This is a genomic window from Bordetella parapertussis (assembly GCF_020735925.1).
Taxonomy (GTDB): domain Bacteria; phylum Pseudomonadota; class Gammaproteobacteria; order Burkholderiales; family Burkholderiaceae_B; genus Bordetella; species Bordetella pertussis.
This window is the reverse complement of record NZ_CP085971.1, coordinates 265,216-291,367: the sequence shown is the minus strand read 5'-3', so window position 1 is coordinate 291,367 and position 26,152 is coordinate 265,216. Positions and strand designations below refer to the sequence as shown.

The 26,152-nt window shown below is 70.2% G+C and carries 23 protein-coding genes and 1 pseudogene; 7 read left to right on the top strand and 17 right to left on the bottom strand.

Annotation, left to right across the window (positions count from 1 at the left end; all coding sequences use genetic code 11):
- Nucleotides 1-93: 93 nt before the first annotated feature.
- The 7 genes from LK409_RS01415 to tssI are packed head-to-tail and all read right to left on the bottom strand — an operon-like array spanning nucleotide 94 to nucleotide 8,049.
- Nucleotides 94-714, bottom strand: coding sequence for a suppressor of fused domain protein (locus LK409_RS01415; RefSeq protein ID WP_226376499.1), 621 nt, complete (start codon nucleotides 712-714; stop codon nucleotides 94-96).
- Nucleotides 695-1,600 carry a PAAR-like domain-containing protein gene (locus tag LK409_RS22745; protein ID WP_010927643.1) on the bottom strand — a complete coding sequence of 302 codons (906 nt, stop codon included), beginning with the start codon at nucleotides 1,598-1,600 and terminating at the stop codon, nucleotides 695-697. The genes LK409_RS01415 and LK409_RS22745 overlap by 20 nt, the downstream gene beginning before the upstream one ends.
- A gap of 30 nt (nucleotides 1,601-1,630) precedes the next feature.
- Nucleotides 1,631-1,792: a hypothetical protein gene (locus tag LK409_RS01400; RefSeq protein ID WP_226376583.1), complete on the bottom strand. Its 162-nt coding sequence runs from the start codon at nucleotides 1,790-1,792 to the stop codon at nucleotides 1,631-1,633.
- Nucleotides 1,793-1,832: 40 nt separating this feature from the next.
- Entirely contained in the window at nucleotides 1,833-2,690 is an 858-nt protein-coding gene (locus LK409_RS01395) for a pentapeptide repeat-containing protein (protein ID WP_226376498.1), read from the bottom strand.
- Nucleotides 2,680-5,229: a DUF2169 family type VI secretion system accessory protein gene (locus LK409_RS01390; RefSeq protein WP_010927642.1), complete on the bottom strand. Its 2,550-nt coding sequence runs from the start codon at nucleotides 5,227-5,229 to the stop codon at nucleotides 2,680-2,682. The genes LK409_RS01395 and LK409_RS01390 overlap by 11 nt, the downstream gene beginning before the upstream one ends.
- Nucleotides 5,226-5,639: a DUF3592 domain-containing protein gene (locus LK409_RS01385; protein WP_010927641.1), complete on the bottom strand. Its 414-nt coding sequence runs from the start codon at nucleotides 5,637-5,639 to the stop codon at nucleotides 5,226-5,228. The genes LK409_RS01390 and LK409_RS01385 overlap by 4 nt, the downstream gene beginning before the upstream one ends.
- Nucleotides 5,640-5,655: 16 nt before the next feature.
- Nucleotides 5,656-8,049, bottom strand: a complete 2,394-nt coding sequence (tssI, locus tag LK409_RS01380; protein ID WP_049788687.1) for a type VI secretion system tip protein TssI/VgrG — start codon at nucleotides 8,047-8,049, stop codon at nucleotides 5,656-5,658.
- Nucleotides 8,050-8,141: 92 nt separating this feature from the next.
- Here tssI and LK409_RS01375 point away from each other — a divergent pair, with 92 nt between their 5' ends.
- Nucleotides 8,142-8,852 (top strand): IclR family transcriptional regulator, encoded by a 711-nt coding sequence (locus LK409_RS01375; RefSeq protein ID WP_003808119.1) that lies wholly within the window; start codon nucleotides 8,142-8,144, stop codon nucleotides 8,850-8,852.
- On the opposite strand, the gene LK409_RS01370 is transcribed toward LK409_RS01375, so the two are convergent.
- The 3 genes from LK409_RS01370 to LK409_RS01360 form a co-directional block, all read right to left on the bottom strand.
- Entirely contained in the window at nucleotides 8,849-9,799 is a 951-nt protein-coding gene (locus LK409_RS01370) for a LysR family transcriptional regulator (RefSeq protein WP_010925920.1), read from the bottom strand. The genes LK409_RS01375 and LK409_RS01370 overlap by 4 nt on opposite strands.
- A 68-nt stretch (nucleotides 9,800-9,867) precedes the next feature.
- A complete protein-coding gene (locus tag LK409_RS01365) occupies nucleotides 9,868-12,219 on the bottom strand; it encodes a xanthine dehydrogenase family protein molybdopterin-binding subunit (protein WP_010927639.1) in 2,352 nt (783 codons plus the stop codon).
- Nucleotides 12,216-12,680 (bottom strand): (2Fe-2S)-binding protein, encoded by a 465-nt coding sequence (locus LK409_RS01360; protein ID WP_003808116.1) that lies wholly within the window; start codon nucleotides 12,678-12,680, stop codon nucleotides 12,216-12,218. Before LK409_RS01360 ends, LK409_RS01365 begins: the two co-directional genes overlap by 4 nt.
- A 238-nt stretch (nucleotides 12,681-12,918) precedes the next feature.
- Between LK409_RS01360 and LK409_RS01355 the strand changes: the two genes are divergently transcribed.
- Together LK409_RS01355 and LK409_RS01350 are read left to right on the top strand one after the other, a co-directional pair.
- The gene (locus LK409_RS01355) at nucleotides 12,919-14,154 is read left to right on the top strand and encodes a benzoate/H(+) symporter BenE family transporter (RefSeq protein WP_003808115.1); all 1,236 of its coding nucleotides are present in this window, start codon (nucleotides 12,919-12,921) and stop codon (nucleotides 14,152-14,154) included.
- The gene (locus LK409_RS01350) at nucleotides 14,151-15,443 is read left to right on the top strand and encodes a serine hydroxymethyltransferase (RefSeq protein ID WP_010927638.1); all 1,293 of its coding nucleotides are present in this window, start codon (nucleotides 14,151-14,153) and stop codon (nucleotides 15,441-15,443) included. Before LK409_RS01355 ends, LK409_RS01350 begins: the two co-directional genes overlap by 4 nt.
- A 14-nt stretch (nucleotides 15,444-15,457) precedes the next feature.
- Here LK409_RS01350 and pdxR read toward each other — a convergent pair.
- From pdxR to LK409_RS01325, 5 genes and pseudogenes are all read right to left on the bottom strand, one after another.
- Nucleotides 15,458-16,943, bottom strand: a pseudogene (pdxR, locus tag LK409_RS01345) (MocR-like pyridoxine biosynthesis transcription factor PdxR).
- A gap of 60 nt (nucleotides 16,944-17,003) precedes the next feature.
- On the bottom strand, nucleotides 17,004-18,128 hold the full coding sequence (locus tag LK409_RS01340) for a TRAP transporter substrate-binding protein (protein WP_003808111.1): 1,125 nt from the start codon (nucleotides 18,126-18,128) through the stop codon (nucleotides 17,004-17,006).
- A 40-nt stretch (nucleotides 18,129-18,168) separates the two neighbouring features.
- Entirely contained in the window at nucleotides 18,169-19,524 is a 1,356-nt protein-coding gene (locus tag LK409_RS01335) for a TRAP transporter large permease (protein WP_010927637.1), read from the bottom strand.
- Nucleotides 19,521-20,045: a TRAP transporter small permease subunit gene (locus LK409_RS01330; RefSeq protein ID WP_010927636.1), complete on the bottom strand. Its 525-nt coding sequence runs from the start codon at nucleotides 20,043-20,045 to the stop codon at nucleotides 19,521-19,523. The genes LK409_RS01335 and LK409_RS01330 overlap by 4 nt, the downstream gene beginning before the upstream one ends.
- Before the next feature lie 99 nt (nucleotides 20,046-20,144).
- The gene (locus LK409_RS01325) at nucleotides 20,145-20,630 is read right to left on the bottom strand and encodes a cupin domain-containing protein (RefSeq protein WP_003808108.1); all 486 of its coding nucleotides are present in this window, start codon (nucleotides 20,628-20,630) and stop codon (nucleotides 20,145-20,147) included.
- Nucleotides 20,631-20,901: 271 nt separating this feature from the next.
- Here LK409_RS01325 and LK409_RS01320 point away from each other — a divergent pair, with 271 nt between their 5' ends.
- A complete protein-coding gene (locus tag LK409_RS01320) occupies nucleotides 20,902-21,585 on the top strand; it encodes a GntR family transcriptional regulator (protein ID WP_010927635.1) in 684 nt (227 codons plus the stop codon).
- On the opposite strand, the gene LK409_RS01315 is transcribed toward LK409_RS01320, so the two are convergent.
- Nucleotides 21,582-21,968, bottom strand: a complete 387-nt coding sequence (locus LK409_RS01315) for a WG repeat-containing protein (protein ID WP_003808106.1) — start codon at nucleotides 21,966-21,968, stop codon at nucleotides 21,582-21,584. The genes LK409_RS01320 and LK409_RS01315 overlap by 4 nt on opposite strands.
- Nucleotides 21,969-22,069: 101 nt before the next feature.
- The gene (locus LK409_RS01310) at nucleotides 22,070-22,975 is read right to left on the bottom strand and encodes a LysR family transcriptional regulator (RefSeq protein WP_003808105.1); all 906 of its coding nucleotides are present in this window, start codon (nucleotides 22,973-22,975) and stop codon (nucleotides 22,070-22,072) included.
- 141 nt (nucleotides 22,976-23,116) lie between these two features.
- Between LK409_RS01310 and LK409_RS01305 the strand changes: the two genes are divergently transcribed.
- From LK409_RS01305 to LK409_RS01295, 3 genes are all read left to right on the top strand, one after another.
- Nucleotides 23,117-24,163, top strand: coding sequence for a TRAP transporter substrate-binding protein (locus LK409_RS01305; RefSeq protein WP_010927634.1), 1,047 nt, complete (start codon nucleotides 23,117-23,119; stop codon nucleotides 24,161-24,163).
- A gap of 62 nt (nucleotides 24,164-24,225) precedes the next feature.
- Nucleotides 24,226-24,840 (top strand): TRAP transporter small permease subunit, encoded by a 615-nt coding sequence (locus LK409_RS01300; RefSeq protein ID WP_003808103.1) that lies wholly within the window; start codon nucleotides 24,226-24,228, stop codon nucleotides 24,838-24,840.
- Nucleotides 24,840-26,132 carry a TRAP transporter large permease gene (locus LK409_RS01295; protein WP_010927633.1) on the top strand — a complete coding sequence of 431 codons (1,293 nt, stop codon included), beginning with the start codon at nucleotides 24,840-24,842 and terminating at the stop codon, nucleotides 26,130-26,132. The genes LK409_RS01300 and LK409_RS01295 overlap by 1 nt, the downstream gene beginning before the upstream one ends.
- Nucleotides 26,133-26,152: the final 20 nt, after the last annotated feature.

Here is a 26,152-nt window from a genome sequence, read left to right as displayed (position 1 = left end):
GGTTGTTGGCGTGGAAGAGACGGTGCCTGCATGGGTGCCAGGCACCCAGGCGAGGCACCCGGGCGCAGGCCGGGAGCCTGGGACCCGGCGCGGTCAGCGTACCGCTGGCCGGGAGAGGTCGTAGATGTCGGGGTCGGCTTCGAGCAGTTCGTCCTCGAAGGCGTCGGGGCCGGCGGTTTCGATGAACTGGCGCTCGGTTTCGCTGATGGGCACGGCCTGCAACCAGTTCACCAGCAAGCCATCGGCGTCGCAGCGCGGGAATTCGCCGTCCTGCCACGAAAACGGCACGCACAGGTAGAGGTGCGGCACGGTGGCGTCGGGATAGTATTCGGCCACGCAATCGGGCAGCACCGAGCCCGGCATGACCGCCTGGCCGCTGCGCATCAGGCCGAACGCGGCGGTGGCCAGCACGTTGGCCCACGACTGCAGGTCCTCAGGCATCTCGGCGCACAGCTCCACCCGCGTGGCCATGGGATGGCCGTCGTCGTGGCGCAGCTCGAGGTCGAACAGCCCCAGCGTGCTGTACGACACCAGCCCGTCGTCGGGGCTGTCGTCGACGGCCAGCATGTCGATCGACAAGGTGTCGATCTGGTCGTGGCGGTAGGCATGCACGACCGGCGTGCCGCCGAATACCTTGAGGGCGTGGCGCGCCACGGCCTTGTGCCGCGGCGAGGGCTGGGCGGAGGCTTTCGATTCAGGGGCCAAAGTAGTCATCCGTTTTCAGCTCGCCCTGGTGCCCGCGGTTCGACTTGGGCAACTCGGGACGATAGTGCGAAGGGTCATTGTATTCATCCAGGAACTGTTTGCGATCGATATCGCGTTCCTTGGCGCTGCGTACGTGCTTGCGGTGTTCGTACCCGGGCTTGTGGCCCATGTCCCAGGGCTCGTCCTTTTTCATCTTCTTGCCCGAGACCGGGTCGCGCACCACGCCATCCTTGCTGCGCCTGGCCTCCTGGTCCCAGGCCTTGTCGCGCACCCCCTTGCGGAACTTGCCGCGGCGGTAGCGCGGATCGTCGCCCGGCTTGCGGGGCTTGGCGCCCTTGCCGCCGCCGGACTTGCCCGAGCCGGCCGCCTTGCCGCCGCCCTGCCCGCCCTTGCCTGCCGCGCCGCCCTTGCCGCCGGCGCCGCGCCGCGCGGTGGCGCCGGCGCGCGCGCCCGGCCCCTTGCCGGCCTTGGCCGACTTCGCCGCCTTGGCCGCGCCGCCGCCCCCGCCGCCGCCCAGCAGCACGACCTTCAACTGGCTGGGCACCACGCGCATGCCGACCGTGTTGATGGTGTTCTGGACCGTCACGCCGGTCAGGCGGGTGGCGGGGATGCAGCCGAACAGCACGTTGGGCACGCAGGTGATGCGGCGCGCCTGCGCCATCACGGTCTGCGATATCAGGCCCATGCCGATGCCGGGGTTGTCGCCGTTGGACAGGGCGATGGTGGTCAGCAGATTGTGCGCGGGCATGGCCATCAGCAGCACGTTCCACACATTGGGGATGCCCATCGGACCGAGCGCGAAGTTCGGATAGGGAATCGGCAGCAGCGCCGGCGGCGTCTTGCAGATATCGGGAAAGGCCAGGTCCATTCCCATCAACTGGCAATCGGCGAACATGTGGCTCCTTGTAGTCTGGCGGCCCGCGCCTTACGGGCCGGCGCGCCGGCGCGCCGACCAGAGCTCGGCCTCGTACAGCGCGGGGTCGTTCTCCAGCACGCCGATGCGCGAATCCCAGCGCGCGCCGTCCTGCAGGGCGCGATGCAGCTGGGTGCGCAGGCAGCGGGCGCCGCGCAGGTCGGCGTCGCGCAGGTCGGCATACGAAAAATCGGCGTAGTGCAGCCCCGCGCCGTCAAAGCGCGCCCCGGCCGCGCGCGCGGTGCAGCATGGCCTGGGCGAGGTCGGCGCCGCTGAAGACGGCGCCGTCGAGAATGGCGTCGGCCCACAGGCTTTGCGGCAGGCGCGCGCCGCTGCAATCGGCCGCGCTGAGGTCGGCCTGCGCGAACATGGCGCGCGCGCCGCTGGCGCCGGCCAGGCAGGCCTGGCGCAGCGAGGCGCCCTTGAAATTGCATTGCGCCATGCTGGCCTCGCGCAGGTCGCAGCCATCCATGCGCGCCTCGACGAACTGGCTGCCGCCCAGGAACTGCCCGGCCAGGCGCTGGCCGCTCAGGTCGCACTCCACGAACACCACGCGCTCCAGCCGCGCCCCGGCCAGATCGACGGTGCGCAGGTCGGCGCGAAAAAACAGCGTCTGGCGCAATGCCGCGCCGGCCAGGCTGGCCTGCTCCAGCGTGCACTCGGCAAAGCCCCCCTCGCGCATCTCAGCCTGGTCCAGGCGCGCGCCGTCCAGCGCGCATTGCACGAAATGGCTGCCATGCAGCGGCGTGGCGCGGAAATCGGCGCCGGCGGCGCGGCACTCCACCCAGGAGGCGCCGGCGCACTCGGCCGCGGCGAACACCGCCTCGGCCAGTTCGCAGCGGAAGAACGCGCACTGCGCCACATCGGCGCCGCGCCAATCGGCCTGCTCCATGCGGCAGCCGCTGAAGCGGCTGTCGCGCCAGCGGCTGCCGGCCAACGCCGCGCCGCGCAGGTCGCAGTCCTGCAGCAGGGCGCCGGCCAGGTCCGCGCCTTGCAACGCCGCCGCGCGCAAGTCCAGGCCGACCAGCGGCCGCCCCTGCCGGACCCAGTCGCGCAGCGTCTCAGCGTCCATGACGGGCTCGCGGCCGCGTGTTGGCCAGGTGGGTATAGGCGCCGCGCGTGTCGCTGGTATCGTCCAGCACGGCCAGCCCCAGGTCGGCGCGAAACAGGTTGGCGCCGCGCAGGTCGGCATGGGTGAGCGTGGCCTTCTGCAGCAGCGCGCCGGGCAGGTCGGCCTCGGCCAGGCTGGCTTGCGACAGGTCGCAGCGCCACAACGCCGCGCCGGTGAAATCGGCGTGGTCGAGCACCGTATCGCGCAGGCTGCATTCGCGCAGCGTGGCTCCGGCGAACACGGCATGCGGCATATCGGTCTCGACCACGCAGCACGTCTGCAATTCGGCGCCGGCCCAATTGGGCGCCGCGCCGCATTGCGACTGCACCCAGGCGCAGCGGCGCAAGCGCGCGCCGGCGAAATCCAGGCCATCCAGTTCGCAGTCCAGCCAGGTCACGCGCGCCAGCCGGGCGGCCGCGAAACCGGTCTCGCGCAGCAGCGTGCCCTGCCAGAACGTCACGGTATCCAGCTCGGCCTGGTCGAAGCGGCAGCGCTCGAGCCACGCGCCGGCCAGGTGGCAATCGTTCCAGCGGCTGGCGGACAAGGCGCAATCGACCAGGACGATGCCGTCGAGCACGGGCGAGGACAGGCGCGCGCCGGCCAGGTCCACGCCGTCGAGCGCCGCCTGGCCCAGGTTGGCGCCGGCCAGCACGGCGCGCCGCCACGAGCCGCCTTCGGCGTGCGCGCGCGCCAGCACGGCCTGCGACAGGTCCGCGTCGTCCAGCAGCGCGCCCGACAGGTCGACGCCCTCCATCCACGTGCCCACGCAACGCGCCCCGCGCAAATCCAGCCCGGAGAGGTCGGCGCCGGTCAGGTCCAGGCCCGCCAGGTCGCGGCTGCCCGCCATCAGCGCCTGCACGCGGCGCCGCAGCCGCGCCGCGCGGGCGGGCCGCGCCGCTTCGGCCGGCGGCTGGTGATGGGCGGCATGCAGGTACAGGCGGCCCAGTTGTTGCTGCGCCTCGCGCAGGCGCGCGCCGACCGAGCCGGCGTCGAGCCGGTCGGCGTCGCTGCCCAGCGGCTGGGCGCGGGCCAGTTCCTGCAGCGTGGCCAGCGCGGGGTGATTGTGCAGGGAGGGCGGGCCGCCCCGCCCCGCGCCATCGGCGGCGGCGGCGAGCGCGGCGGCGCCCATGGCCGGCGGCAGCTCTGCGCCGCGCGCCTGCAGGGCCTCGGCCATGCGCCGCCGCGCATGCAAGGCGTCGATGCGCGCCTCCTGCGCGGCCTGGCGCATGTGCCGGGCGATATCCGGCAGGTCGTCCAGTTGCGGCGCGGCCGGCATGGGCGCCGGCTGCGGCTCGTAGGCGCGCGGGTCGACGCCGTGCGCCCGCGCCTGCTCGCCCAGCTGCGCGCGGATCGCCGCGCCGCGCGCGCGCTGGTTGACGGCGAAGGGCTGCTCCATCGGGTTGGCCGCCTGCAGGGCGTCCCACGGCCCCAGCGCCTGCGCCGGCAACAAGTCTTTGTCGCGCAGCGCGTGCAAGGCCCCGTCCTGCGCATCCAGCCGCTGCGCCAGCACGGCTTCGTAGTGCGCCAGCGGACGCGGCGCATCGGCAGCATCCAGCGCCGGCATGGCCAGCTCGATGTCGGCGCCGTCATCCTGCGCGATGTCGGTCGCGCCGTGGTAGATCAGCAGCAGCCGCTCGCGGTCGGGAAAGAACCAGGCCGTGGTCAGGCGCAGCGCCACGTCCTCCAGCGCGGTTTCGCCGGCGCGGCGCAACAGGCAGCGCGCGCGCCAGCGCGGCAACGCGCCTTGCTGGCAGGCCAGGCGCGGGTGCAGGTTCCACAGGGCATACGGCGCGCCCGCGGCCAGTTCGGGCTGGCCCGGCCACCATTGGTCGGGCGCGGCGGCGTTGAAGAAATGCGGGTCCAGCGTATCCAGAAAGCCGGGAAACCCGTCGTCCAGCCAGCTTTCGTGATACTGCCCGGCCCGCGCGAAACGGCGCGGCCACAGGGGCGACACCGGCCCGAAGCCGGCCGGCTCGGGACGCTGGTCGGGCCGCTGCATGCGGCCCCGCGCCGGCTCGACGTTGGGCAGGCGGCGCGTGCGCACCCCGGCGATACGTTCGTCCCCGGCGCCGCGGCCGTGCGGGTTGTCGGCGTATTCGGGGCCGCCGAAGGCATGGGCCCAGTCCAGCGGCATGGCCTCGAACGGCGCAGGCGGGGTGGGCTTGCCGTCCAGCCAGTAGCGCTCGCCGAACACCGCCAGGGTTTTCTCCAGTTCGCCCACGCGCACGCGCGCCATGCAGGCCGTGCGGTCCTGCTGGTGGGCCGTGTAGGCGGCGCCGCTGACCAGGAATTCGGCGCACGGCTTGGGCACCGCCAGGTCGAGCACGCCGTCCTCGCCGAGCGCCTCGCCGGCCAGGCTCCACAGGTCGGCCTCGGGCTGCAGCAGCGCCTGCTCGTCGAGCGTGGCCAGGGCGAACACGGCCAGGCCCAGGCGCTGGCGGCCGCGCATGCGGTAGGGCCGGCTGAGCAGGCCCAGGCGCAAGGGCTTGACGATCTTCATGGATGGCGGCGGCGCCAGGCGGCGGGGATTTCGGTAGGCGAGCGCTCGCGGTCCACCGCGATGCGCGCCGCGTCGCTCGGGTCAAGGCGAACGTGGATGGCCTGCCCGGGCATGAAGTTGACCAGCAGCTCGCTGTCGATGTAGACGTGCAGTTCGGCCTGCCGCGCGCGGCCCATGGCGTCGGCGTAGCGCAGCGCCAGCTTCATCGGCGCGGCGTACAGCTCGCCGCCGGGCTGGCGGTCCAGCGCCAGCACTTCGGCCTGGGCCGGCCGGCCCGTTCGCGCCAGCTGCGCGGCCAGCGCGCGCTCGGCCTCGTAGGGCCGCGCGCCGCCGCGCACCAGCAAGGCCACCAAGCCCACCGCCGCCAGCGTCGCCAACGTACCCGCTATCCACCATGCCGTGCTGCCCATGCCGTCGCGCCGCCCGCTAGGTGAAGAGATTGATGACGCGCGAGATCACCGCCGCCCCGCCGGTCTTGATCTGCGCGCCGATGGCCTTGATCTGCGCGCCGGCCTGGCCGCTCTCGAAGCCGTTGGCGCCGTTCTTGAACGCGGCCAGGTCGATCTTCACGGTGGACCACTGCGAGTTGATGCCGCCGTAGACCTGCTGGCGCACGCCCCAGAAGTCGGCCGCGGCGCCGACCACCGTCAGGCGCGCCGGCGTGCCGCGCAAGGTGTTGGCGGTCCAGAACGCCTGCTGCGACGCCGACGAGACGGTCCACGACGGCGTGACCACGGTCATGCTGGTGTTGGCGTTGACCGTGACCGGGTCGGTGACCGTCTGGGTATACGCGCCGGTGACCGTGTGCGACACCGCGCCGGTGATGCTGGAGGTCTGGTCGCCGGTGATGGTGATGTCGTGCGCGCCGGTCTGCGTTTGCGTGACCGCGCCGGTGATGGTCTGCGTCACGTCGCCGGTAATGGTTTCCGTGACGGCGCCGGTCACCGTGCGGGTTTCGTCGCCCGTGCGCGTTTCGGTCATCTCGCCGGTGATGGTTTCCTTCCAGTCGCCGTTGACCGTGCGCGTCTCCACGCCGTTGACGGTTTCGGTCACGTCGCCGTTGAAGGTGCGCGTCTCGTTGCCGGTGGTGGTCTCCGACACCTCGCCGGTGACGGTGCGCGTGGCGCCGGCATTGAAGGTTTCGGTGTCCAGCCCGTCTATGGTGGTGGTGCGCGTGCCCCGCACCGTCAGCGTATCGTTGCCGCCGATCAGGGTGGTGCGGTTGCCGTCGACCGTGTGCGACTCGTTGGCCTCGACCTCGCAGTCCATGTCGCGCTCGGCGTGCAGCCAGATGCGTTCGGCGCCCGCGCTGTCCTCGAACATCAGCGCGTTGGCGGTGCCCCGGTCGCCGTTCTTGGAGCGGCTGAGAAACCCGCTTTGCGTGGCGTTGCCGGGCAGGTCCCAGGGCGGCATGTTGCTGGCGTTGTAGACGCGGCCGATGACAATGGGCCGGTCGGGATAGCCGCCGATGAAGTCCACGATCACTTCGTCGCCCACGCGCGGCAGCTGGATGCCGCCGAAGCCGCCGCCGGCCCAGGGGCTGGACACGCGCACCCAGCACGAGCTGTTCTCGTTCTTCTTGCCGTAGCGGTCCCAGTGGAAGTGCACCTTGACGCGGCCGTACTCGTCGGTCCAGATCTCTTCGCCGGCCTGGCCCACCACCGTGGCGGTCTGCGGCCCGTGCGTGCGCGGCACCGGAGTGGCGCGCGCCACGCGAAACGGCACCGGAGTGGCGCGCGCCACGCGAAACGGCACCGGAGTGGCGCGCGCCACGCGAAACGGCACCGTGGCCGGCAGGACGCGGAAGTCGATATCGAAGACGGCATCCTCGGCGCCGCTGGCGTAGCCGCCTTCCTGGATGCGGTAATGCGCCTGCGCGATCAGGTATTGGCGGTTCTCGGCCGGGCGCGGATGGTTGCGCAGCGTGAACAGGTAGCCCGGCGCGAAGGCGCGCACGTTGCACGCGCCGGTCACGCTTTCGCCGTGCGCCTGCAACAGCCGCTCCAGGTCGATGCCGGTGTCCACGCCCATGGACTCGAGCAGGTAGACCAGGTCTTCGGTCACGATGTTGCCGGTTGCCCCCGGCGCATACGGGCAGCCGCCCAGGCCGCCTTGCGACGCGTCCAGCGTGGTCACGCCGGCTTCCAGCGCCGCCACCGCGTTGGCCAGCCCCTGCCCGCGCGTGTTGTGCAGATGCGCGCCGCCCGCGCGCTCGCCGAGCAGGCGCAGCAGTTGGCCGAACATGCGCTTGACCTGGCGCGGATGGGCGACGCCGACGGAGTCGGACAGGCCGATGGAGTCCACGCCGGCCCGCGCCAGCCGCTCGGCCATCTCCATGACCCAGCGCTCCGGCACCGCGCCTTCGCGCGAGCAGCCGAAGGCCGAGGCAATGCCCGCCTCGACCTCGACGCGCGGGCCCGCGCCGGCCATCTCGTCGCGGTACGCGCAGATGGCGGCGATGGCCTCGATCGACTGCTCGCAGGTCATGCGCACATTGGCCATGTTGTGCGTCTGCGACGCCGAGACCGGCACGGTGATCTTGTGGGCGCCGGCCGCCAGCGCCCGCTGCGCGCCCTTGAGGTTGGGCACCAGCGCCAGCACGGTCAGCCCCGCGATGGCGCGCGCCCGGGGCACCACCGCATCGGCGTCCGCCATCTGCGGCAGCCACTTGGGGTGCACGAACGAACCGACTTCCACCTCGCGCAGGCCGGCCGCCGCGAGCGCGCCGATCCATTGCAACTTGGCCTCGGTGGGCATGACCGCCTGGACGTTCTGCAAACCGTCGCGGGGGCCGACTTCGCTGATCAGGATTTTTTCCACTTGTGCTCGTTATTTCTATCTGATAAAATTAACTTCTGCTTAATAGAATAAATGCCGTGTTCTTGCCGTGTCAAGACCGGCGTCGCCCGCCCATGCCCCGATATCCCGTCCGTCCGGCAGACCACGCGCAAAGCGCCGAAGGCGGCGTCACCGCGGTCGACCGCGCGCTGACGCTGCTGACCGCGTTTCGCGTCACCGACCAGACGCTGTCGCTCAGCGAGCTGAGCGAGCGCGCCAGCCTGGTGCCCAGCACCGTGCTGCGGCTGCTGGCTTCGCTGATGCATTTCGGATTCGTGTTGCGGCGCCCCGACGGTCGCTACGCATTGGGGCCGGCGGCCGCGCGCCTGAACCGCGTCTACGCCGCCTCGTTCAACCTGCAGGATGTGGTGCTGCCGGCCCTGCAGGAGCTGGTCGGGCAAACCCGGGAAAGCGCCTCGTTCCATGTGCGCCAGGGCGCCCACCGGCTGGTGCTGTACCGCGTCAGCTCGCCGCAGCCCCTATCGGACCAGAGCCACGCGGGCGACCTGCTGCCGCTCGATCGCGGCACCGGCGGCCATGTCCTGATGGCTTTCAGCGATACGCCGGGCGAGTTCTACGAGGCGCTGCGCCTGCGCGGGTACATGGCCTCGCCGGTGAGCGACCGCTCGCCCGAACTGGCGGGGATTTCCGCGCCGGTTTTCGACGCGCAAGGCATGCTGGCCGGCGCATTGACGCTGACCATGCCGGTGCATCGCTACAAGGATGCCCACATCCCGGTGCTGCGCGAAGCGGCCGCGCGCCTGAGCGCGGCGCTGGGCGCCTAGGCCGGCGAGGAAAACTCGCGCCTGAGCAATTCGGCGAACGCCTGCGCCGAGGGCGACAGGGCGCGCGCTTCCTTGAACACCACCGAGGTGCTGCGCAGCACCACCGGGCGCACCAGGCGGCGCGCCACCAGGTTGGTGTAGTGGGTATGGGCCAGGATGGACTGCGGCACCACCGCCACGCCCAGGCCGCTGGCCGCCATGGCCAGCGCCGTGGTCAGCAGCGATACCTCGAAGGCCACCTGCAGCTCTACGCCGGCCTGCTGGGCGGCGCGCTCGATGCTGCGGCGCACGCCGTAGCCGGCCTGCACCACGATGACCGGCAGGCCCGACAGCTGCTTCCAGGTCATCGGCCGGCCGTGCCCGAACGCCGCGTCGGTGGCCACCGCGCACAGGTGATCGCCCAGGAACTGATGCTGCTCCAGCCCCGGCACGGCGCTCTCCAGCGTGCCCACGCCCAGGTCCACCTGCTCGCTCAGGACATGCTCGGCGAACATGGCGGGCGCGCAATCGTCCACGCTCAGCTTCACCCCGGGGTGCAGGTCCAGGAAGCGGCGCACCACCTTGGGCAGCAGCGTCTGCGCCACCGTGGAAGTGGCCGCCACCCGCAGGCGGCCGCGCCGCACGTCGGCCAGGTCCGTCATGCTGGCGCTCAGCGCGTCCAGCTCGCCCAGCACGCGCTCGGCGTAGGCGATGGCTTCGAGCGCGGCGGTGGTGCGCCGCAGCGCGCGCGTGGTGCGGTCGAACAGGCGCACGCCCAGTTTTTCCTCCAGCTCCTTGAGCAGGATGGTCACCGCGGGCTGGGTCAGCGACAAGGCTTCGGCGGCGGCCGACAGGGTGCCGGTGTAGTAGACGGCGACAAAGGCGCGCAATTGCCGGATCGACGGCAGGCCCTTGAGCGAAGGCGCCTTCTTGTAGGCCGTGGCGGGAGAACGGGACGGGCTGGGCATCGCAGCATCGTAGCCAAAACGCCCGCGCCACGCCAGGAAGGCGGCGCCGGCCGGCGCCGCCTTCCCGCTCAGGCCTTGAGCTGGTCGCGTATCGGCAGCGCGCGGATGCGCTTGCCGGTGGCGGCGAAGATCGCGTTGCACAGCGCCGGCGCGAAAGGCGGCACCGCGGGTTCGCCCACGCCGCCCAGCGGCACGTCGAAACCATGCTCGACCAGGTGCACCACGATCTCGCGCGGCGCCTCGGGCATGCGCGCCACCTCGTACTGGTGGAAGTTGGTCTGGGTGGCGCGCCCCTGGGCAAACGAGATCTCGCTGCGCGTGGCCAGGCTCAGGCCCATGATGCAGGCGCCTTCCACCTGGGCGCGCACGCGGTCCGGATGCACCTGCGGCCCGCAATCGACCGCCACGTGCACGCGCGGCACCGCGATCGCGCCGTCCTGGCCCACTTCCACCTCGACCACGGTGGCGATGTAGGTCACGAAGCTGTAGCTCACCGCCACGCCCAGCCCCCTGCCCGCCGCCAGCTTGCGCCCCCAGCCCGCTGCGCCGGTGGCCACCTCGATGACATGGCGCATGCGGCCCGTGTCGAGCGGGTACAGCTCGGGCGATTCGCCGTAGTTCCAGCCATCGGACATCGCCGCCGGCGCGATGCGCCGCGGCGGCCCGATCAGCTCCAGCAGGTAGTCGCGCGGATCGCGGCCCAGCGCATGCGCCATTTCCGCCACGAAGCTCTGCACCGCGAAGGCGTGCGGGATGTTCGACACCGAGCGGAACCAGCCGATGCGCGTATGCGCCGGCACCGGCACCGACTCGACGCGGAAATTGGGAATGTCGAACGGGATGTTGATCGCCGACATGCCCAGCTCGAACGGCTGCTGGCCCTCGGCGCCGGCCGCAAAGGTCGAGCCGATGGTCGGCGCCGCCGTGCGGTGCAGCCAGGCCACCGCCTTGCCCTGCGCGTCCACGCCGGCCTCCAACCGCTCGACCGACACGGTATGGAAGTAGTCATTGGCCAGGTCGTCCTCGCGCGACCAGGTCACCTTGACCGGCTTGCCGTCCATGGCCTTGGACAGCAGGGCCGCCTCGACCACGAAGTCCGACTTCGACTTGCGCCCGAAGCCGCCGCCCAGCAGCGTCTGGTGCACCGTGACCGCGCCGATGTCCAGGCCCAGGTGGCGCGCCACGTTCTCGCGCGTGCCGTAGGGCGATTGCACGCAGGCCCAGACTTCGCACTTGCCGTCGGCCAGGCGCGCGGTCGCCGCCGGCGGCTCCATGGTGGCGTGCGCCAGGTGCGGCAGGTAATACTCGGCCTCGATGCGGCGGGCCGCGCCCGCCAGCGCCTGCATCGCGTCGCCGTCATTGCGCACCGGCTTGGCCGGCTTGCCGGCGCCCTCGCTCAGGGTCTTGCGAAACGCCTCGGAGTCATAGGACGCGTGCGGGCCGTCGTCCCATTCGATCTCCAGCGCCTGGCGGCCCTTGAGCGCGGCCCAGGTATCCGAGGCGATCACCGCCACCCCGCCCAGCGGCGCGAACACCGGCGGCGTGGGCCCGGCGGGCAGCTCCACCACCTTGACCACGCCGGGCACCTTGAGCGCCGCCTCGGCCTTGTAGGCCTTGACCTTGCCGCCCAGCACCGCCGGACGCGCCACCGACGCGTACAGCATGCCGTCCAGGCGCGTGTCGATGCCGAAGTGGGTCTTGCCGGTGACGATGTCCTCGATGTCCACGCTGCGCGCGCCCGGCTTGCCGATGTAGCGGAACTGCGCCGGCTGCTGCAGGCGCAGGGCGGCCTCGGCCGGCACCGGCAGCGCCGCGGCGGCCGTCGCCAGCTCGCCGTAGCCCAGCTTGCGGCCGGACTTCTCGTGCACGACCTCGTGCTGGCGCGCGGCCACCTCGGCCACCGGCACGCCCCACTGGCGCGCGGCGGCGGCCTCCAGCATGGCGCGCGCCGCCGCGCCGACCCGCCGCATGGGCAGGAAGAAGTGCCGGGTGCTGCGCGAGCCGTCGGTATCCTGGTTGCCGTAGCGAGGCTCGTCGCCGGGCGCCTGGATCACGCGCACGCGGTTCCAGTCGGCCTCCAGCTCGTCGGCCACCACCATGGGCAGGCTGGTGCGCACGCCGGTTCCCATCTCGGCGCGGTGCGCCACGATGGTCACCAGGCCGTCGGCGGCAATGGACACGAACACCAGGGGATCGTCCACCGTGCCGTGCGGCATGCCGTCGCCGCCATACTTCTTTGCTTCCTTGGCCGCCTCGCCGGCGGCGCGCACCACCCCGCCGGCCCCCACCACCAGCACCAGGCCGGTCAGGGCAGCGGCAGTCCTGAGCCACTCGCGCCGCGCCGGCGAAGCGGGCGCCAGGCCGCAAGGTTCGTCCGCCAGGGCGGCATGCGACGGCGCAAAACGATCGAACGCGTTCATTTGGCCACCCCCTTGACGGCCACCTGCTTGATGGCGGCGCGGATGCGCGGATAGGTGCCGCAGCGGCAGATATTGCCGCTCATCGCCGCATCGATATCCTCGTCGCTGGGTTTGGGATTGCTCTTGATGAGCGCGGTGGCCGACATGATCTGGCCCGACTGGCAATAGCCGCATTGCGGCACACCGATCTCGGTCCAGGCCTGCTGCACGGCGCGGCCGACCTCGTCCTCGCCCACCGCCTCGATGGTGACGATGCGCTTGCCGGCCGCCGCGGCGACCGGCGTGATACAGGAGCGCACCGGCTGGCCGTCCAGGTGCACCGTACAGGCGCCGCACAGCGCCATGCCGCAGCCGAACTTGGTGCCGGTCATGCCGAGCCGGTCGCGGATGACCCACAACAGCGGCATGTCGTCGGGTGCGTCGACATCCTGGGATTTGCCATTGATCGTCAGTGTGGCCATGCGGACTCCTTGCGTGGGGAAGGCGGATCCGCGCGGCGCATCGCACGGCGCGGCGTCAGGCCATACTAGCGCAGGCGCGCCCGCGCCACCACCCCGGCCCCGCGCCGCGCCCCGGCGGGCCGCAAAGTGGTCTGCCACGATCCAACAATGTGGCATGAATCAACCTGCCATCTCGCTCCTAGAATCGGACACCTGCCGCGGCCGTCCGGCCCGGCATGGCTGATAGCAGGAGTCATCGATGCACACGCCCACGGCAGTCCTTCGGCCCGCCGATTTCCTTGCCCCCATCGTCGCCGCGCTGATTTCGGTGCTGGTGAACTACGGCGGCACCTTCGTCCTGGTCTTCCAGGCCGCCGAACTAGCCGGGCTGTCGGCGGCCCAGACCACCTCGTGGGTCTGGGCGGTGTCCATCGGCGTGGGCGTGACCGGCATCGCGCTCAGCTGGCGCTACCGCGAGCCCATCATCACGGCCTGGTCCACCCCGGGGGTGGCCTTCCTGGCCACCGTCATGCCTTTCACGCCGTACGGCGAGGTCATCGGCGCCTACCTGGCGGCGGCGCTGGGCTTTGTCGTGCTGGGCCTGTCCGGCGCATTCGAGAAGCTGGTGCGCATGATCCCCGCCGGCATCGCGGCCGGCCTGCTGGCCGGCATCCTGCTGCAGTTCGGCATCAATGCCTTCGGCGGCGCCTCGGCCGACCCGCTGCTGGTCATCGCGCTGCTGGTCTCGTACGCGCTGCTCAAGCGCTACACCTCGCGCTTTGCCGTGGTGGGCATCCTGGTCATCGGCCTGGGCCTGCTGGCGGCCCAGCAGCGGGTGGACTTCGCCGCGCTGCACCTCAGCCTGGCCGCGCCGGTGTTCGAGATGCCGCGCTTCTCGCTGCACGCGATGCTGGGCGTGGCCCTGCCGCTTTTCGTCATCACCCTGACCGGCCAGTACATGCCCGGCATGCTGGTGCTGCGCAACGACGGCTTCAAGACCAGCGCCAACCCCATCCTGGTGGCGACCGGGCTGGGCTCGCTGGTCATGGCGCCGTTCGGCGCCCATACCTTCAACGTCGCCGCGATCACCGCGGCCATCTGCACCGGCCGCGACGCGCACGAGGATCCGCGCAAGCGCTATATCGCCGGCCTGGCTTGCGGCGTGTTCTACATCCTGGTGGGCCTGTTCGGCGTCACGCTGGCCACGCTGTTCATGGTGCTGCCCAAGACCTTCATCACCACCCTGGCGGGGCTGGCCCTGCTGGGCACCATAGGCGGCAGCCTGGCCAGCGCCATGGCCGACGCGCGCACCCGCGAGACCGCGCTCATCACCTTCCTGGCCACGGCGGCCAATGTCACGCTGCTGGGCGTGGGCGGCGCCTTCTGGGGGCTGGTGGCCGGGCTGGCCGCGCATGGACTGATCCATTTCCGCCAGCCCGAGCCCGCCGCGGCCCGGCCTGCCCTGCTTTCCCCTACGTCCCAGGACACCCGATGAACGACCTGCTTCCCGCCGCCGCCGCGCCCGCCGGCGCGCGCGCGCTGCCCCTGCGGCATGCCGACCCCGAAATCTGGCGCGCCGTCGACGCCGAGCGCCAGCGGCAAATGCACTCGATCGAACTGATCGCCTCCGAGAACTTCGTCAGCCAGGCCGTGCTCGACGCGCAGGGCTCGGTCATGACGAACAAGTACGCCGAGGGCTATCCGGGCCGCCGCTACTATGGCGGCTGCCGCCACGTCGACGTTGCCGAGCGGGCCGCCATCGAGCGCGCCCGGCGCCTGTTCGGCTGCGAATACGCGAACGTGCAGCCGCACTCCGGCAGCCAGGCCAACCAGGCCGTATACCTCGCCCTGCTCGCGCCCGGCGACCGCATCCTCGGCCTGGACCTCAAGGCGGGCGGGCACCTCACCCATGGCGCGCGCGTCAACCTGTCGGGCAAGTGGTTCGAGGCGCTGAGCTACGGCGTCGACCCCGTGTCGCACCGCATCGACATGGACGAGGTCGAGCGCACGGCCCGGCGCGAGCGGCCGCGGCTCATCATCGCCGGCGGCTCGGCCTATGCGCGCGTGCCGGATTTCGCGCGCTTTCGCGCCATCGCCGACGCGACCGGCGCCCTGTTCGTGGCCGACATGGCCCACTATGCCGGCCTGGTGGCCGGCGGCGCGTTCCCCTCGCCGGTGCCGTTCGCCCACGTGACCACGACCACCACCCACAAGACCCTGCGCGGACCGCGCGGCGGCATGATTCTCACCGACGACGCCGACATCGCCCGGCGCATCGACGCCGCGGTGTTCCCCGGCCTGCAGGGCGGCCCGCTGATGCATGTCATCGCCGCCAAGGCCGTGGCCCTGGGCGAGGCGCTGCAGCCCGGCTTCCGCGCCTACGCGCGCGCCGTGATCGACAACGCCCGTGCGCTGTGCGCGCGCCTGGCCGAAGGCGGCCTGTCCATCGTCTCGGGAGGCACCGACTGCCACCTCGGCGTGGTCGACCTGCGGCCGTGGGGGCTAGCCGGCAACGCCGCCGAACGGGCGCTGGAAGAAGCCGGCATCACCGTGAACAAGAACGCCGTCCCGGGCGACGCCGCCAGCCCCGCCGTCACCTCCGGCATCCGGGTAGGCAGCGCGGCCTGCACCAGCCGCGGCATGGGGCCGGCCGAGTTCCGGCAGATCGGCGACCTGGTCCTGGCCGTGCTGGGCGGCCTGCGCGATGGCGGCCAGGCCGGCGGCCGCGACGCCGTGCCCGCGCGGGCGGCCGAGCTGAGCCGGCGCTTTCCGCTGCCGTACTGACGGCAGCGGCGCGTTCAGGCCTTCAGGGCGCGCCGCGGCCGCAGCACGGCCGCCTCGATCTCGTGCGCGGCCAGGCAGGCGTAGCCGAGAATCCATCCCTGCCGGCCGTCCTCGCCCGCGTACAGCCCGCTCAGGCCGGCCAGGCGCATGCCGGCGGCGGCCGCCTGGGCGATGGTCCTGGCCTCCGACCAGCCGCGCTCGAGCAGGCACGGCACCTGCAGGCCGCCGGGCGGGCGCACCGCGGTGGCGATGCCCCGCAGCGACTGGCCAAGCGAGTCCAGCAGCGCGTCGCGACGCCCCGCATACAGCTTGCGCATGGCGCGCACATGCGAGTTATAGTGCCCGTCGTCCATGAAGCGGGCCAGGGTCAGCTGCGTGATCTGCGGCGTATGCCCGTCCATGATGGCGCGCGCCCGCGTGAAGGCCGGCACCAGCTGGCGCGGCAGCGCCATGTAGCCCAGGCGCAGGCCCGGGTACAGCGTCTTGGCGAACGTGCCCAGGTAGATCGTGCGCTGGTGGCGGTCCAGGCCCTGCACGCAGGCCGTCGTAGTGGAACTCGCTGTCGTAGTCGTCCTCGATGATCCACCGCCCTTGCGCGGCCGCCCACGCCGTCAGGTCGAGCCGCCGCTCCAGCGACAGGGTCGCGCCGGTGGGATATTGGTGCGAGGGCGTCACGTAGACGCAGTTCGCGCCGCTGCGGTCGGCCTTGAGCAAGTCGGTGCGCAGGCCGTGCGCGTCGACGTCGATGGGCACGATCCGGGCCTCGGCCGCCTCGAACGCCTTGCGCGCGCCGAAGTAGCCGGGGTTCTCCATCAGGATCGGCTTGCCGGCGTCCAGCAGCAACTGGGCGCACAGGAACAGCGCCTGCCGCGTGCTGCTGAGCACCAGTATCTGCTCGGCGTCCACCTGGGCGCCGCGCTCCAGGTTCAGGTAGGCGGCAATCGCGCGGCGCAACGGCTGCGCGCCTTGCGGATCGCCATGCAGGAGCACGCCGGCGCGATGGTCTTTCAGGGCCTGGCGCTGCAGCCGCTCCCAGACGTCGACGGGAAAGGTGCGGGTTTCGGGCAGGCCGGTGGCGAACGCCCGGACCTGCCGCTGGTCGGGCACCCCGCCGCTGTCGTGGATCTGCCGGCCGCGCCGGCTCAGGCCCGCCTCGGGAGCCGGCTCGGCGCGCGGCTCGCCCGCCGCCATGCTACGCCGGCGCGCCGCGCCCAGCAGGCGCGCGCCCACCGTCTCCGAGACATAGCTGCCCGAGCCCTGGCGACGCACGATGAAGCCGTCGCGGTGCAGTTGCACATAGGCATTCTCGACCGTGTCGCGCGCCACGCCGAGCGAACCCGCCAGCGCGCGGGTCGCCGGCAAGCGCACGCCCGGCCCGAGCGCGCCGTCGAGGATCAGCGCGCGCAGGGCGCGCTGGATGCGCTGGTGCAGGTCGAGGCGTTCGAGGTCCGCGCTGTTGAGCCGGATCTTCAGCGTCGCAAGCTGGAAAGCCTTGGTCACGCGGTCTGCCATAAGCCCTCGAATCCCTGTCTGTCAGCCCGCCATTCTAGGCCCGGCCGCTCAGCCTCCCAGGCGCGGCCGCCCCGACAGGTTCGCCCGGGCCTGCATGAACAGCAGTTCCGAGTACTCCGAATAGGGCGCGGCCGCGCCCAGGAAGGCGCGCAGGCTGTCGCGCAGCTCGCGCGCCAGCGGGTCGCGCTCGTAGGCGCCGGCCAGCAGGTCGTTGGTGATCTCGTGCATGCGCTTGAGCACGTCGTCGGGCAGCAGGCGCGCCGTCACCCCGTGCTCGGTGCGCAGGTCCTCGAAGGCCTTGCCGTTCTTGGCGACCAGTTCGTTGAGCATCACGCCGTTGGCATAGTAGGCGCCCACCCGCACCAGCTCCTTGTACTCGGGGCTCAGCTTGTTCCAGGCGTCCAGGTTGATGAACAGGTCGAACTGCCCTTCCGGCTCGTGCCAGCCCGGAAAATAATAGTTCTTGGCGATGCGCTGGATGCCCAGCGTGGTGTCGATGTACGGCCCGGTCAGCTCGCAGGCGTCCACCGCCCCCGACTGCATGGCCTGCAGCACTTCGCCCAGCGGCATGCCGACCACCGCCACGCCGCACTCGCGCAGCACTTCGCCGGGCAGGCCGCTGACGCGGAACTTCAGCCCCTTGAAGTCGTCGATCGAGTTGATCTCCTTGCGGAACCACCCCATGGGCTGCACGCCGCAATTGCCCAGCGGGAAGAACTTGGCGCCCAGCCGCTCGTACACCTTGTCCGCCAGCGCCTGTCCGCCGCCGTACTGCAGCCAGGCATTCTTCTCCTGGGCCGTGGTGCCGAACGGCATGCTCATCACCAGGTTCATGGCGATCGACTTGCCCGACCAGTAGCTGGCATAGCCGTGGCCGCAGTCGAGGGTGCCGTCGAGCACCGCGTCGAAGGTCTGCATGGCCGGCACGAGGTCGCCGGCGCCGAACACCTCGATCTGGAACGCCCCGCCGGTCGCCTTGTCGAGGAAATCGGCCAGCGCGACGACCGGCGTCGTGTAGCCGGGCGCCGAGCGGGTCCAGGCCATGCCCATGCGCCAGCGCACGCGCGGCTTGGCCAGCGCCGGCGGCGCGGCGCCGGCCAGCACGGCGCCCAGTCCGCCCACGGTCGCGGCCCGCAGCAGGGTGCGGCGCTTGTTGTCCGAATTCGGGTTCATGTTGTCTCCTTGTGCGTTATGGGAAGGCGCGCACGCGCGCTCAGTAAAGAACGGTGGGCAACCAGGTCGCCAGGGCGGGAAAGCTCAGCAAGGCCGCCACCGCGCCCACCTGCAGGGCGATGTAGGGCAACACGCCGCGGTACGCGGTCTCGGCGCCGATATCCTTGTAGACGCCCTGCAGGTAGAAAATCGCGAACCCGAACGGCGGCGTGAGATAGCTGGTCTGCAGCGTGACGGCCAGCAGCACGCCGAACAGCAGCGGGTCCACGCCCAGCGACAGCAGCGGCGGGCCGAAGATCGGAATGACGACGAAAATGATCTCGAACGAATCCAGGAAGAAGCCCAGCACGAAGGCGATCAGCAGCACCAGCAGCAAGGCGCCATAGAGGTCGCCCGGCACGCTGGACAGCAGTTCGCGCGCCAGGTGCTCGCCGCCCAGCCCCTTGAACACCAGCGAGAAGATCGCCGCGCCGATCATGATCGTGAACACCATCGCCACCAGGTGCCCGGTCGCCATGCAGACCTGCTTGAGCACCGGCCAGGACAGCGCCTTGTACAGCAGCGCGATCAGCACGGCGCCCATCGCCCCCACCGCCGCCGACTCGGTCGGCGTGGCGATGCCGGCCAGGATCGAGCCCAGCACGGCGATGATGAGGGCCAGCGGGGCCACCGCGTCCACCAGCAGTTGCCGCAGGCCGACGCGCTGTCCGGCGCTGCGGGGCAGCGGCGGACAGGTATCCGGCCGCAACAGCGCCCGGTACAGCACATAGCCCAGGAACAGCACCACCAGCAGCACGCTGGGCAGCACCACGCCGGCGAACAGGTCGCTGACGGTCACCGGCCCGCCGGGGCGGTCCGGCGGCGTGACGCCGCGCAGCATGTCGCCGATCAGGATCAGCACGGTGGACGGCGGGATGAGCTGCGACAGCGTGCCCGACGCGCAGATCGAACCGGCCATGTACGACGGCTGGTAGCCGGCGCGCCGCATCGCCGGCACGCTGATCAAGGCCAGCGTGGCCACCGTCGCGGCGACCATGCCGGTGGCCGCCGACAGCAGGGTGCCGACCATCACCACCGTGAAAGCCAGGCCGCCGCTGAGCGAGCCGAACAGGCTGGACGTGGTCACCAGCAGGCGCTCGGCCGCCTTGGACTTCTCCAGCATGATGCCCATGAAGACGAACAGCGGGATGGCCACCAGCATCTCGTTGCTCATGATGCCGTACAGCCGCCCCATCACCCCGCCCATGGTGCGCCACTCGAACACGTCCAGCGCCGAACCCAGCAGGGCGAACGCCACTCCCACGCCCGACAGCGTGAACGCCACCGGGAAGCCGAACATCATGGTGCCCATCACGGTGGCGAACATCAGCAGGCAAAGCACGTCGCTCAGGCTCATGGCGAGGCCTCCGGCGCAACGCCGCGCGCGCCGGCCAGCGTGCGCGCCGACTTCAGCAGCAGCGACAACCCCTGCAGGAACAGCACCAGGCAGAAGACGTACACCAGGCTCTTGTGCACATAGGCGAACGACAGCCCGCCGGCGTTGGGCAAGGCTTCCAGGAAGCGCCACGACCGGGCGATCGGCCGCCAGCTCTGCTGCACGGTCACGAACAGCGTCGGCCACAGCAGCAACAGCACGCCCAGCGCGTTGACCAGCGCCCGCTTCCTGGCGGTCATGCGCGAATAGAACAGCTCGACGCGCACGTGGCGGTCATGCAGGAACGTATTGCCGGCCATGCAGATGAAGAAAACACTGGTCAGCCACACATAGCTGTCCTGCAGCCAGATCAGGCCGATCCCGAATACATAGCGCAGGACGACCACCGCGAAAGTGACGAGCAGGACGGGCAGCATCACCATGCTGGCCAGCCGGCCCATCCTGTCGCTGAACAGGTCCAGGACCTGGATCAGCCTTTCCATTACCGTTCTCCCGATTCATTGCGTGGCGCCGCGCCGGCCGCCCCGTGAGCGGCCGCCGGCTGGCGGCCGCGTATGCGCCCGGCGATCCGCCGCGCGCACTCAGGCTGCCGTCGATTCATCCTCCAGCGGACGGCGCGTCTCCATGTTGAAGCGGCCTTCGTAGATCGCGGGCTGGCGCGTGGTCGGCCCCATGTACTGGACGTACAGGATCTCCCCGTCCTCCAGGGTGTTCAGCGCGTACTCGTAGTGCGGGTCGGGATGGAACATCATCGATCCCTCGCCATAGACCTTGCCTTCGATCTCGAACTTGCCGCTCAGCACGTACCAGATCTGGGCGAAGTAATGGTTGTGCAGGGGGTGGCCCGAGCCCTTCTCGTAGCGGACGATGCCGGCGTTCGGAATGGTGCGGTCGTCCTGCACCGGGTGGAACATCATCTTCGAGAACTGCCCCTCGTAGCGCAGGTTCTCCCATTCGATATCGTCGCGGTGCATGGCCCGCATGGGCTGGTGGGCCTCGGTCAGCGGGCCGCCGCGCCCGCCCGGGTTGAGGATCCTGGCTGAAGTGATGGGGTCGATATCGCTCATGTGGTTCTCCGTGTAAGAATTCCGTATGTCTAAAATGGGATCCCATTTATATAAAAACGGATCCTAAATTACGCGGCCGCGGACCGGCATCCGGGATTACCCGCAAGGCGGCAGCCGGACGCCGGCGCATCCATTTCCGGACCGGGGAGCATCCTCACTACAATCAGTGCCTGTGCCGGCGCGCTTTGCCGCGCGCCGCCCCGCCTTGAACCCGCGCGGACGCGACCGGCAGGCATGCCGGCCCGGCTGTCCCGCATAGACAACGAGACCGATGAGCGCAAGATCCGCCCCCAAGAGCCAGACCCGATCGTCGACGGAAATCTCGGAAGAGATCCTGCGGCGCATCCAGTCCGGCCGCTATCTGCCCGGGAACAGCTTGAGCCAGTACGAGCTGGCCAGCGAGTTCGGAACCAGCCGCACCCCGATCCGCGAAGCCCTGCGCTTCCTGGAAGCGCGGCGCGCCATCTCGCTGACCGACACCGGGCGGGCCATGGTCGCCATTCCCTCGGTGCGCGCCATCCGCGAGGCCTTCGAAGTGCGGGCCGAGCTGGAGGGGCTGGCCGCGCGGCTGGCGGTCGACTGGATCGAGGACAAGCATCTCAAGCTGCTCGCCCAGCACCAGAAGCACTACGCCAGCACGCTACGCTCGCGGGTGCGCAACGAGCGCGGGTCGGAGTGGCTGCAGCACAACTTCGACTTCCACCACCTCATCACCGAACTGAGCCACAACGAGCGGCTGCTGGACATGGTCAGCGAACTGCAAAGCAGCAGCGTCTCGGACGTGCTGGGCTTTGCCTCGAAAATGCCGCCGCGGCTGATGGAAGAGAACATCCAGCAGCACGAAGCCATCATTGCCGCGCTGACGCGGCGCGACGGCGCCGCCGCGCGCGAAGCGATGATCGAGCATGTGCTGCGGACCATGCGGCTGGTCATCGACTGGATGGAGTCGCGCTAGGGCCTGGTCAGCGTCGTCCAGCGCCGGCAGCTCACCGAGCCGTGCTCGCCGTGGCGCTGCACGCGGCAGTCCATGCCCGCCCTGGCCTTGCCGCCCTGGAACGGAAACACGAAATCGTATTCGGCCGGGATGACGATGTTGAGCGCCTCATCGTGGAACCCCATCCTGCCGTGCTCGACGAAGCGCGCCAGCCCCTCCTCGTAGTAGTCGGGGCCATTGTCGTAGATGAAAGGCCGCAGCACCGGGCGGTGCGCGCGGTCGATGTAGACCCAGCCCTGCGCGTCGCGCACCAGCGCGTGGCCGTGGCGGTCGAAGTCCTGGGCGGGCGCGGCGGGCGCATGCAGCAGCAGCGCAAGCGCGCCCATGGCCGGCAACAATCTCATGGGGCGGGCTCTCGGCGACAGGGCGGCGCCGGATGGCGCGCCGGCCTTCATTGTCGCCGATGCGCGCCACGATCCCCCCTCGCGGCGGCGCGAGGCAATGATCAGGCCGGCTGGAAGCGCCGGATGGATTTCTGCGTTTCCTCGACCAGCAGCAGCGCCAGACGCGACGGCACGCGGTTCTTGGCCGAGACGGCGAACGCCTCGACCTCGATGGCCGGCTTGAACGGGATGATCTTCAACCCGCCGCCGTGCCTGGCCTGGGCCATGGCCGAGAACAGGTCGACCACGGTCACGCCGACGCCGGCCTGCGCCAGCAGGCAGGCCGTCTCGGAATAGCGCACCTCCACCGCGGTGCGGTAAGGCGTGCCGGCCTGCTTGAAGGCATTGAGCACCAGCGGACTGAGCCGCGAGCCCAGCTCCAGCCCGATCAACGGATACGGCGAGATGTCCTGCGGCGTGACGGACTTGCGCCGGGCCAGCGGATGGTCGGCCGGCGCCAGGCACACCATCTGGACGCGCGCCACCGGCAGCATGTGCAGCTTCTGCTCCAGCTCGGGCTCCAGCGCGATGGCAAAGCCGATGTCGGCCGCGCGCGACTCGATGATCTCGACCACGTTGTACGAACGGCGCACGTCGAAGAACACCTTCACCTTGGGCCGCTGCTTGAGCAGGTCATTGATGGCCGCCGGCAGCACCGAATGCCCCAGCTGCGGCGTGGCGACGATGCGCAACTGGCCCAGCCGCTCGTTCTTGAGTTCCTCGACCGTGTGGTTGAGAGCCTTGGACAACAGGAAGATCGACTCCGAGTCGCGGAACAGGATCTTGGCCTCTTCGGTCGCGCTCAGGCGATTGCCCACGCGATCGAACAGCGTGAACCCCACTTGCGATTCCAGCTGGCGTATCGCGCTGCTGACCGCCGGCTGCGAAATCTGCAGGGCGCGGGCCGCGCCGACCGTGGTGTGGCTTTGCATCACCGCCCGGAATATCTCGATCAGCCGCAGATTCACTATAAGTCCTGTTTATAGAAATGATCCAAAATTTAATAATTGATTATTTCATCGGACTATTCATAATTCAACTGCAACAAGGAGGCGGCAGGACCTCGGGCCTCCATGACACCTATACAGCCACCCAGGGGGAGATTCATCATGAAGGCAATACTGCAACGGTCCATCGCGCTGCTCGCCTTGGCCGCGGGGATGTCGTCGGTCGCGTGCGCCGACGAGGTCAAGATGCGCGTGCTGGGCTGGTACGGCAACCAGCCGCAATCGCAGCAGGTCGAACGGCCCTTCTGGAAGGACCTGCCCAAGCGCAGCAACGGCGCGTTCTCGGCCAACTTCCGCACCATCGACGAGCTGGGCCTGAAGGGCTTCGAATCGCTGCGCACGCTGCAAAGCGGCGCGTTCGACGTGGTGTCGTTCCAGATCAGCTTCGTGGGCGGCGACGCGCCGGTGCTGATGGGCGCCGACCTGCCCGGCGCGGCGTTCGACTTCGACCAGCTGCAGAAGAACCTGGACGCCTACCGCCCCATCCTCGAAAAGGAGCTCAACGACCGCTTCAAGGCCAAGCTGCTGACGGCGTGGTCGTTCCCGTTCCAGATCCTGTACTGCAAGGGCGACATCAAGACGCTGGACGATCTCAAAGGCAAGAAGGTGCGCGTCAGCGGCACCTACACCGCCAAGATGATGGCCGACCTGAACGCCGCCGGCGCCACGCTGGCCGGCCCCGAGGTCTACCAGGGCCTGATGCAGGGCGTGGTGGACTGCGCCATCACCGGCAGCCAGTATGGCAACAGCAACGACTGGTTCGAGGTCGCGCACTCGCTCAGCCCCATCCCGCTGGGCGGCGCCGGCGTGGTGCTGCAGGTGGCGCGCAACGCCTTCTGGGACAAGCTGTCGGCCGACCAGCAGGCCGCCCTGTCGGCCGAAATGAAGCAGCTCGAAACCGCGCTGTGGGACATCAGCCGCAAGGGCCACGAGGACGGCATCAACTGCAACGTCGGCAAGCAGCCGTGCACCGGCAAGCCCGGCAAGATGCAGCTGGTCGAGCCCACCGAGGCCGACGTGCGCGAAGTCAAACAACTGCTCAAGACCTCGATCGTGCCGATGTGGATCGAGGATTGCTCGAAGTTCTCCAAGACCTGCGGCGACGACTGGTTCCGCACCATCGGCGCGGCAGCCGGCATCGCGCGCTAGCGCAACCTGACCTGGCGCGCCGCCCCGGCCGGGCGGCGCGCCGCATTCACCAGGAACCGATCGTGACTAGACTTCTGGAACTGCTGTGCGGCGCCCTGCGGGCCATCACCAACCGGGCCTGCCTGGCGGCCGGGTGGGCGCTGATCGCCCTGTCGGTGGTCATAGCGCTGAACGTGCTGGCCCGCAAGATCTTCAGCTTCTCGCTGCAGGGCGTGGACGAGTATGGCGGCTACTGCCTGGCCATCTGCGCCTCCATCGGCTTCTCGCAGGCCGCCTACGACCGCGCGCACATCCGCATCTCGGTGCTGACCGACCTGCTGCCGCAGCGCCTGCGCGCCTGCAGCGATGTGTTCGCGCTGGCGCTCTTGACCTCGGTCGCGCTCACCCTGGCGGTCAAGGCCACCGGGGTGGCGTACGACTCGTACTCGATGCAGGCGCTGGCCACCAGCGCGCTGCGCACGCCGCTGGCGATCCCCCAAGCCATGTGGGCCGCCGCGCTGTGCTGGTTCGGCCTGGTGCTGGCCACGCAGCTGCTGCACTCCCTGCTGCTGCTGGCGCGCCGCGACTGGGGCGGCATCAACCGCAACTACGGCAATCCCAGCGTCGACGAAGAGGTCGCCGAGGAATTGCGTTCGGCCAACGAGCGCATGGCCGGCAAGCTCGAAGGAGCGCACTGATGCTGCTCGGAGCCCTTTATTTCGGCGGCCTGGTCCTGTTCCTGATGGCCGGCATCCACGTGGCCAGCGCGATCTTCATGACCGCGGTGGTCAGCGACTGGATGAGCATGCAGGTGCTGCCCAGCATGATAGGCAACACCATGTGGAGCACGATGAACAAGTTCCTGCTGGTGGCCATCCCGCTGTTCATCCTGCTGGGCGAGATCCTGACGCGCAGCGGCGTGGCCGACCGCATGTACAAGGCGCTGGCGGCCTGGCTGCAGTGGCTGCCCGGCGGCCTGCTGCACACCAACATCGCCACCTGCGCGCTGTTTGCCGCCACCTCCGGCTCCAGCGTGGCCACTTCGGCCACGGTCGGCACCGTGGCCCTGCCCACGCTGCAGCGCCTGGGCTACCGGGAACGGCTGGTGCTCGGTTCGATCGCCGCCGGCGGCACGCTGGGCATCCTGATTCCGCCCAGCATCAACATGGTGGTGTACGGCGCGCTGGCCGAAGTGTCGGTGGGCAAGCTGTTCGCCGCCGGCATCGTTCCCGGCATCATCGTGCTGCTCCTGATGATGGCGGTGATCGTGATCATGGCCCTGCTGGGCAAGGTCGCCCCGGACAACGAAAAACTGATCATCCCCCTGGCGATGCGGCTCAAGCTGCTGATCGACGTGCTGCCGGTGGTGTTCATCTTCGGCCTGGTGATGGGCGGCATCTACCTCGGCATCGCGACGCCGACCGAAGCCGCCGCGCTCGGCGTGGTGGGCGCCATCGCCATCGCCGCGGCCAACCGCACGCTTTCGGTCGCCATGCTGCACGCGGCCTTCCTGTCGGCGCTGCGCACCACCGCCATGGTGGTGCTGGTGGTGACCACCGCCTTCGTGCTGAACTTCTCGCTCAGCCTGGCCGGCATCCCGCAGGCGCTGTCCGAGTACATCGGCCAGCTCGGCTGGTCGCCCACCGCCACCATCTGGGTGCTGGTGGCGTTCTACCTGATACTGGGCTGCTTCCTGGAGGCCATCGCCATGATGGTCACCACCGTGGGCGTGGTGGTGCCGCTGATCGTCTCGCTGGGTTTCGACCCGCTGTGGTTCGGCATCTTCATGACCATGATGATGGAGCTGGCGCTGATCACCCCGCCGGTCGGCCTGAACCTGTTCGTGGCGCAGAACATCCGCCTGTCGCGCGGCGGCATCAGCGACGTCTACATCGGCGTGCTGCCGTTCGCCTTCGCCATGATGGTTTTCGTCACGCTGCTGATCTACTTCCCGCAGATCGCGCTGTGGCTGCCCAACCGACTCTTCTGACGCCCATCCCCGACGTATGT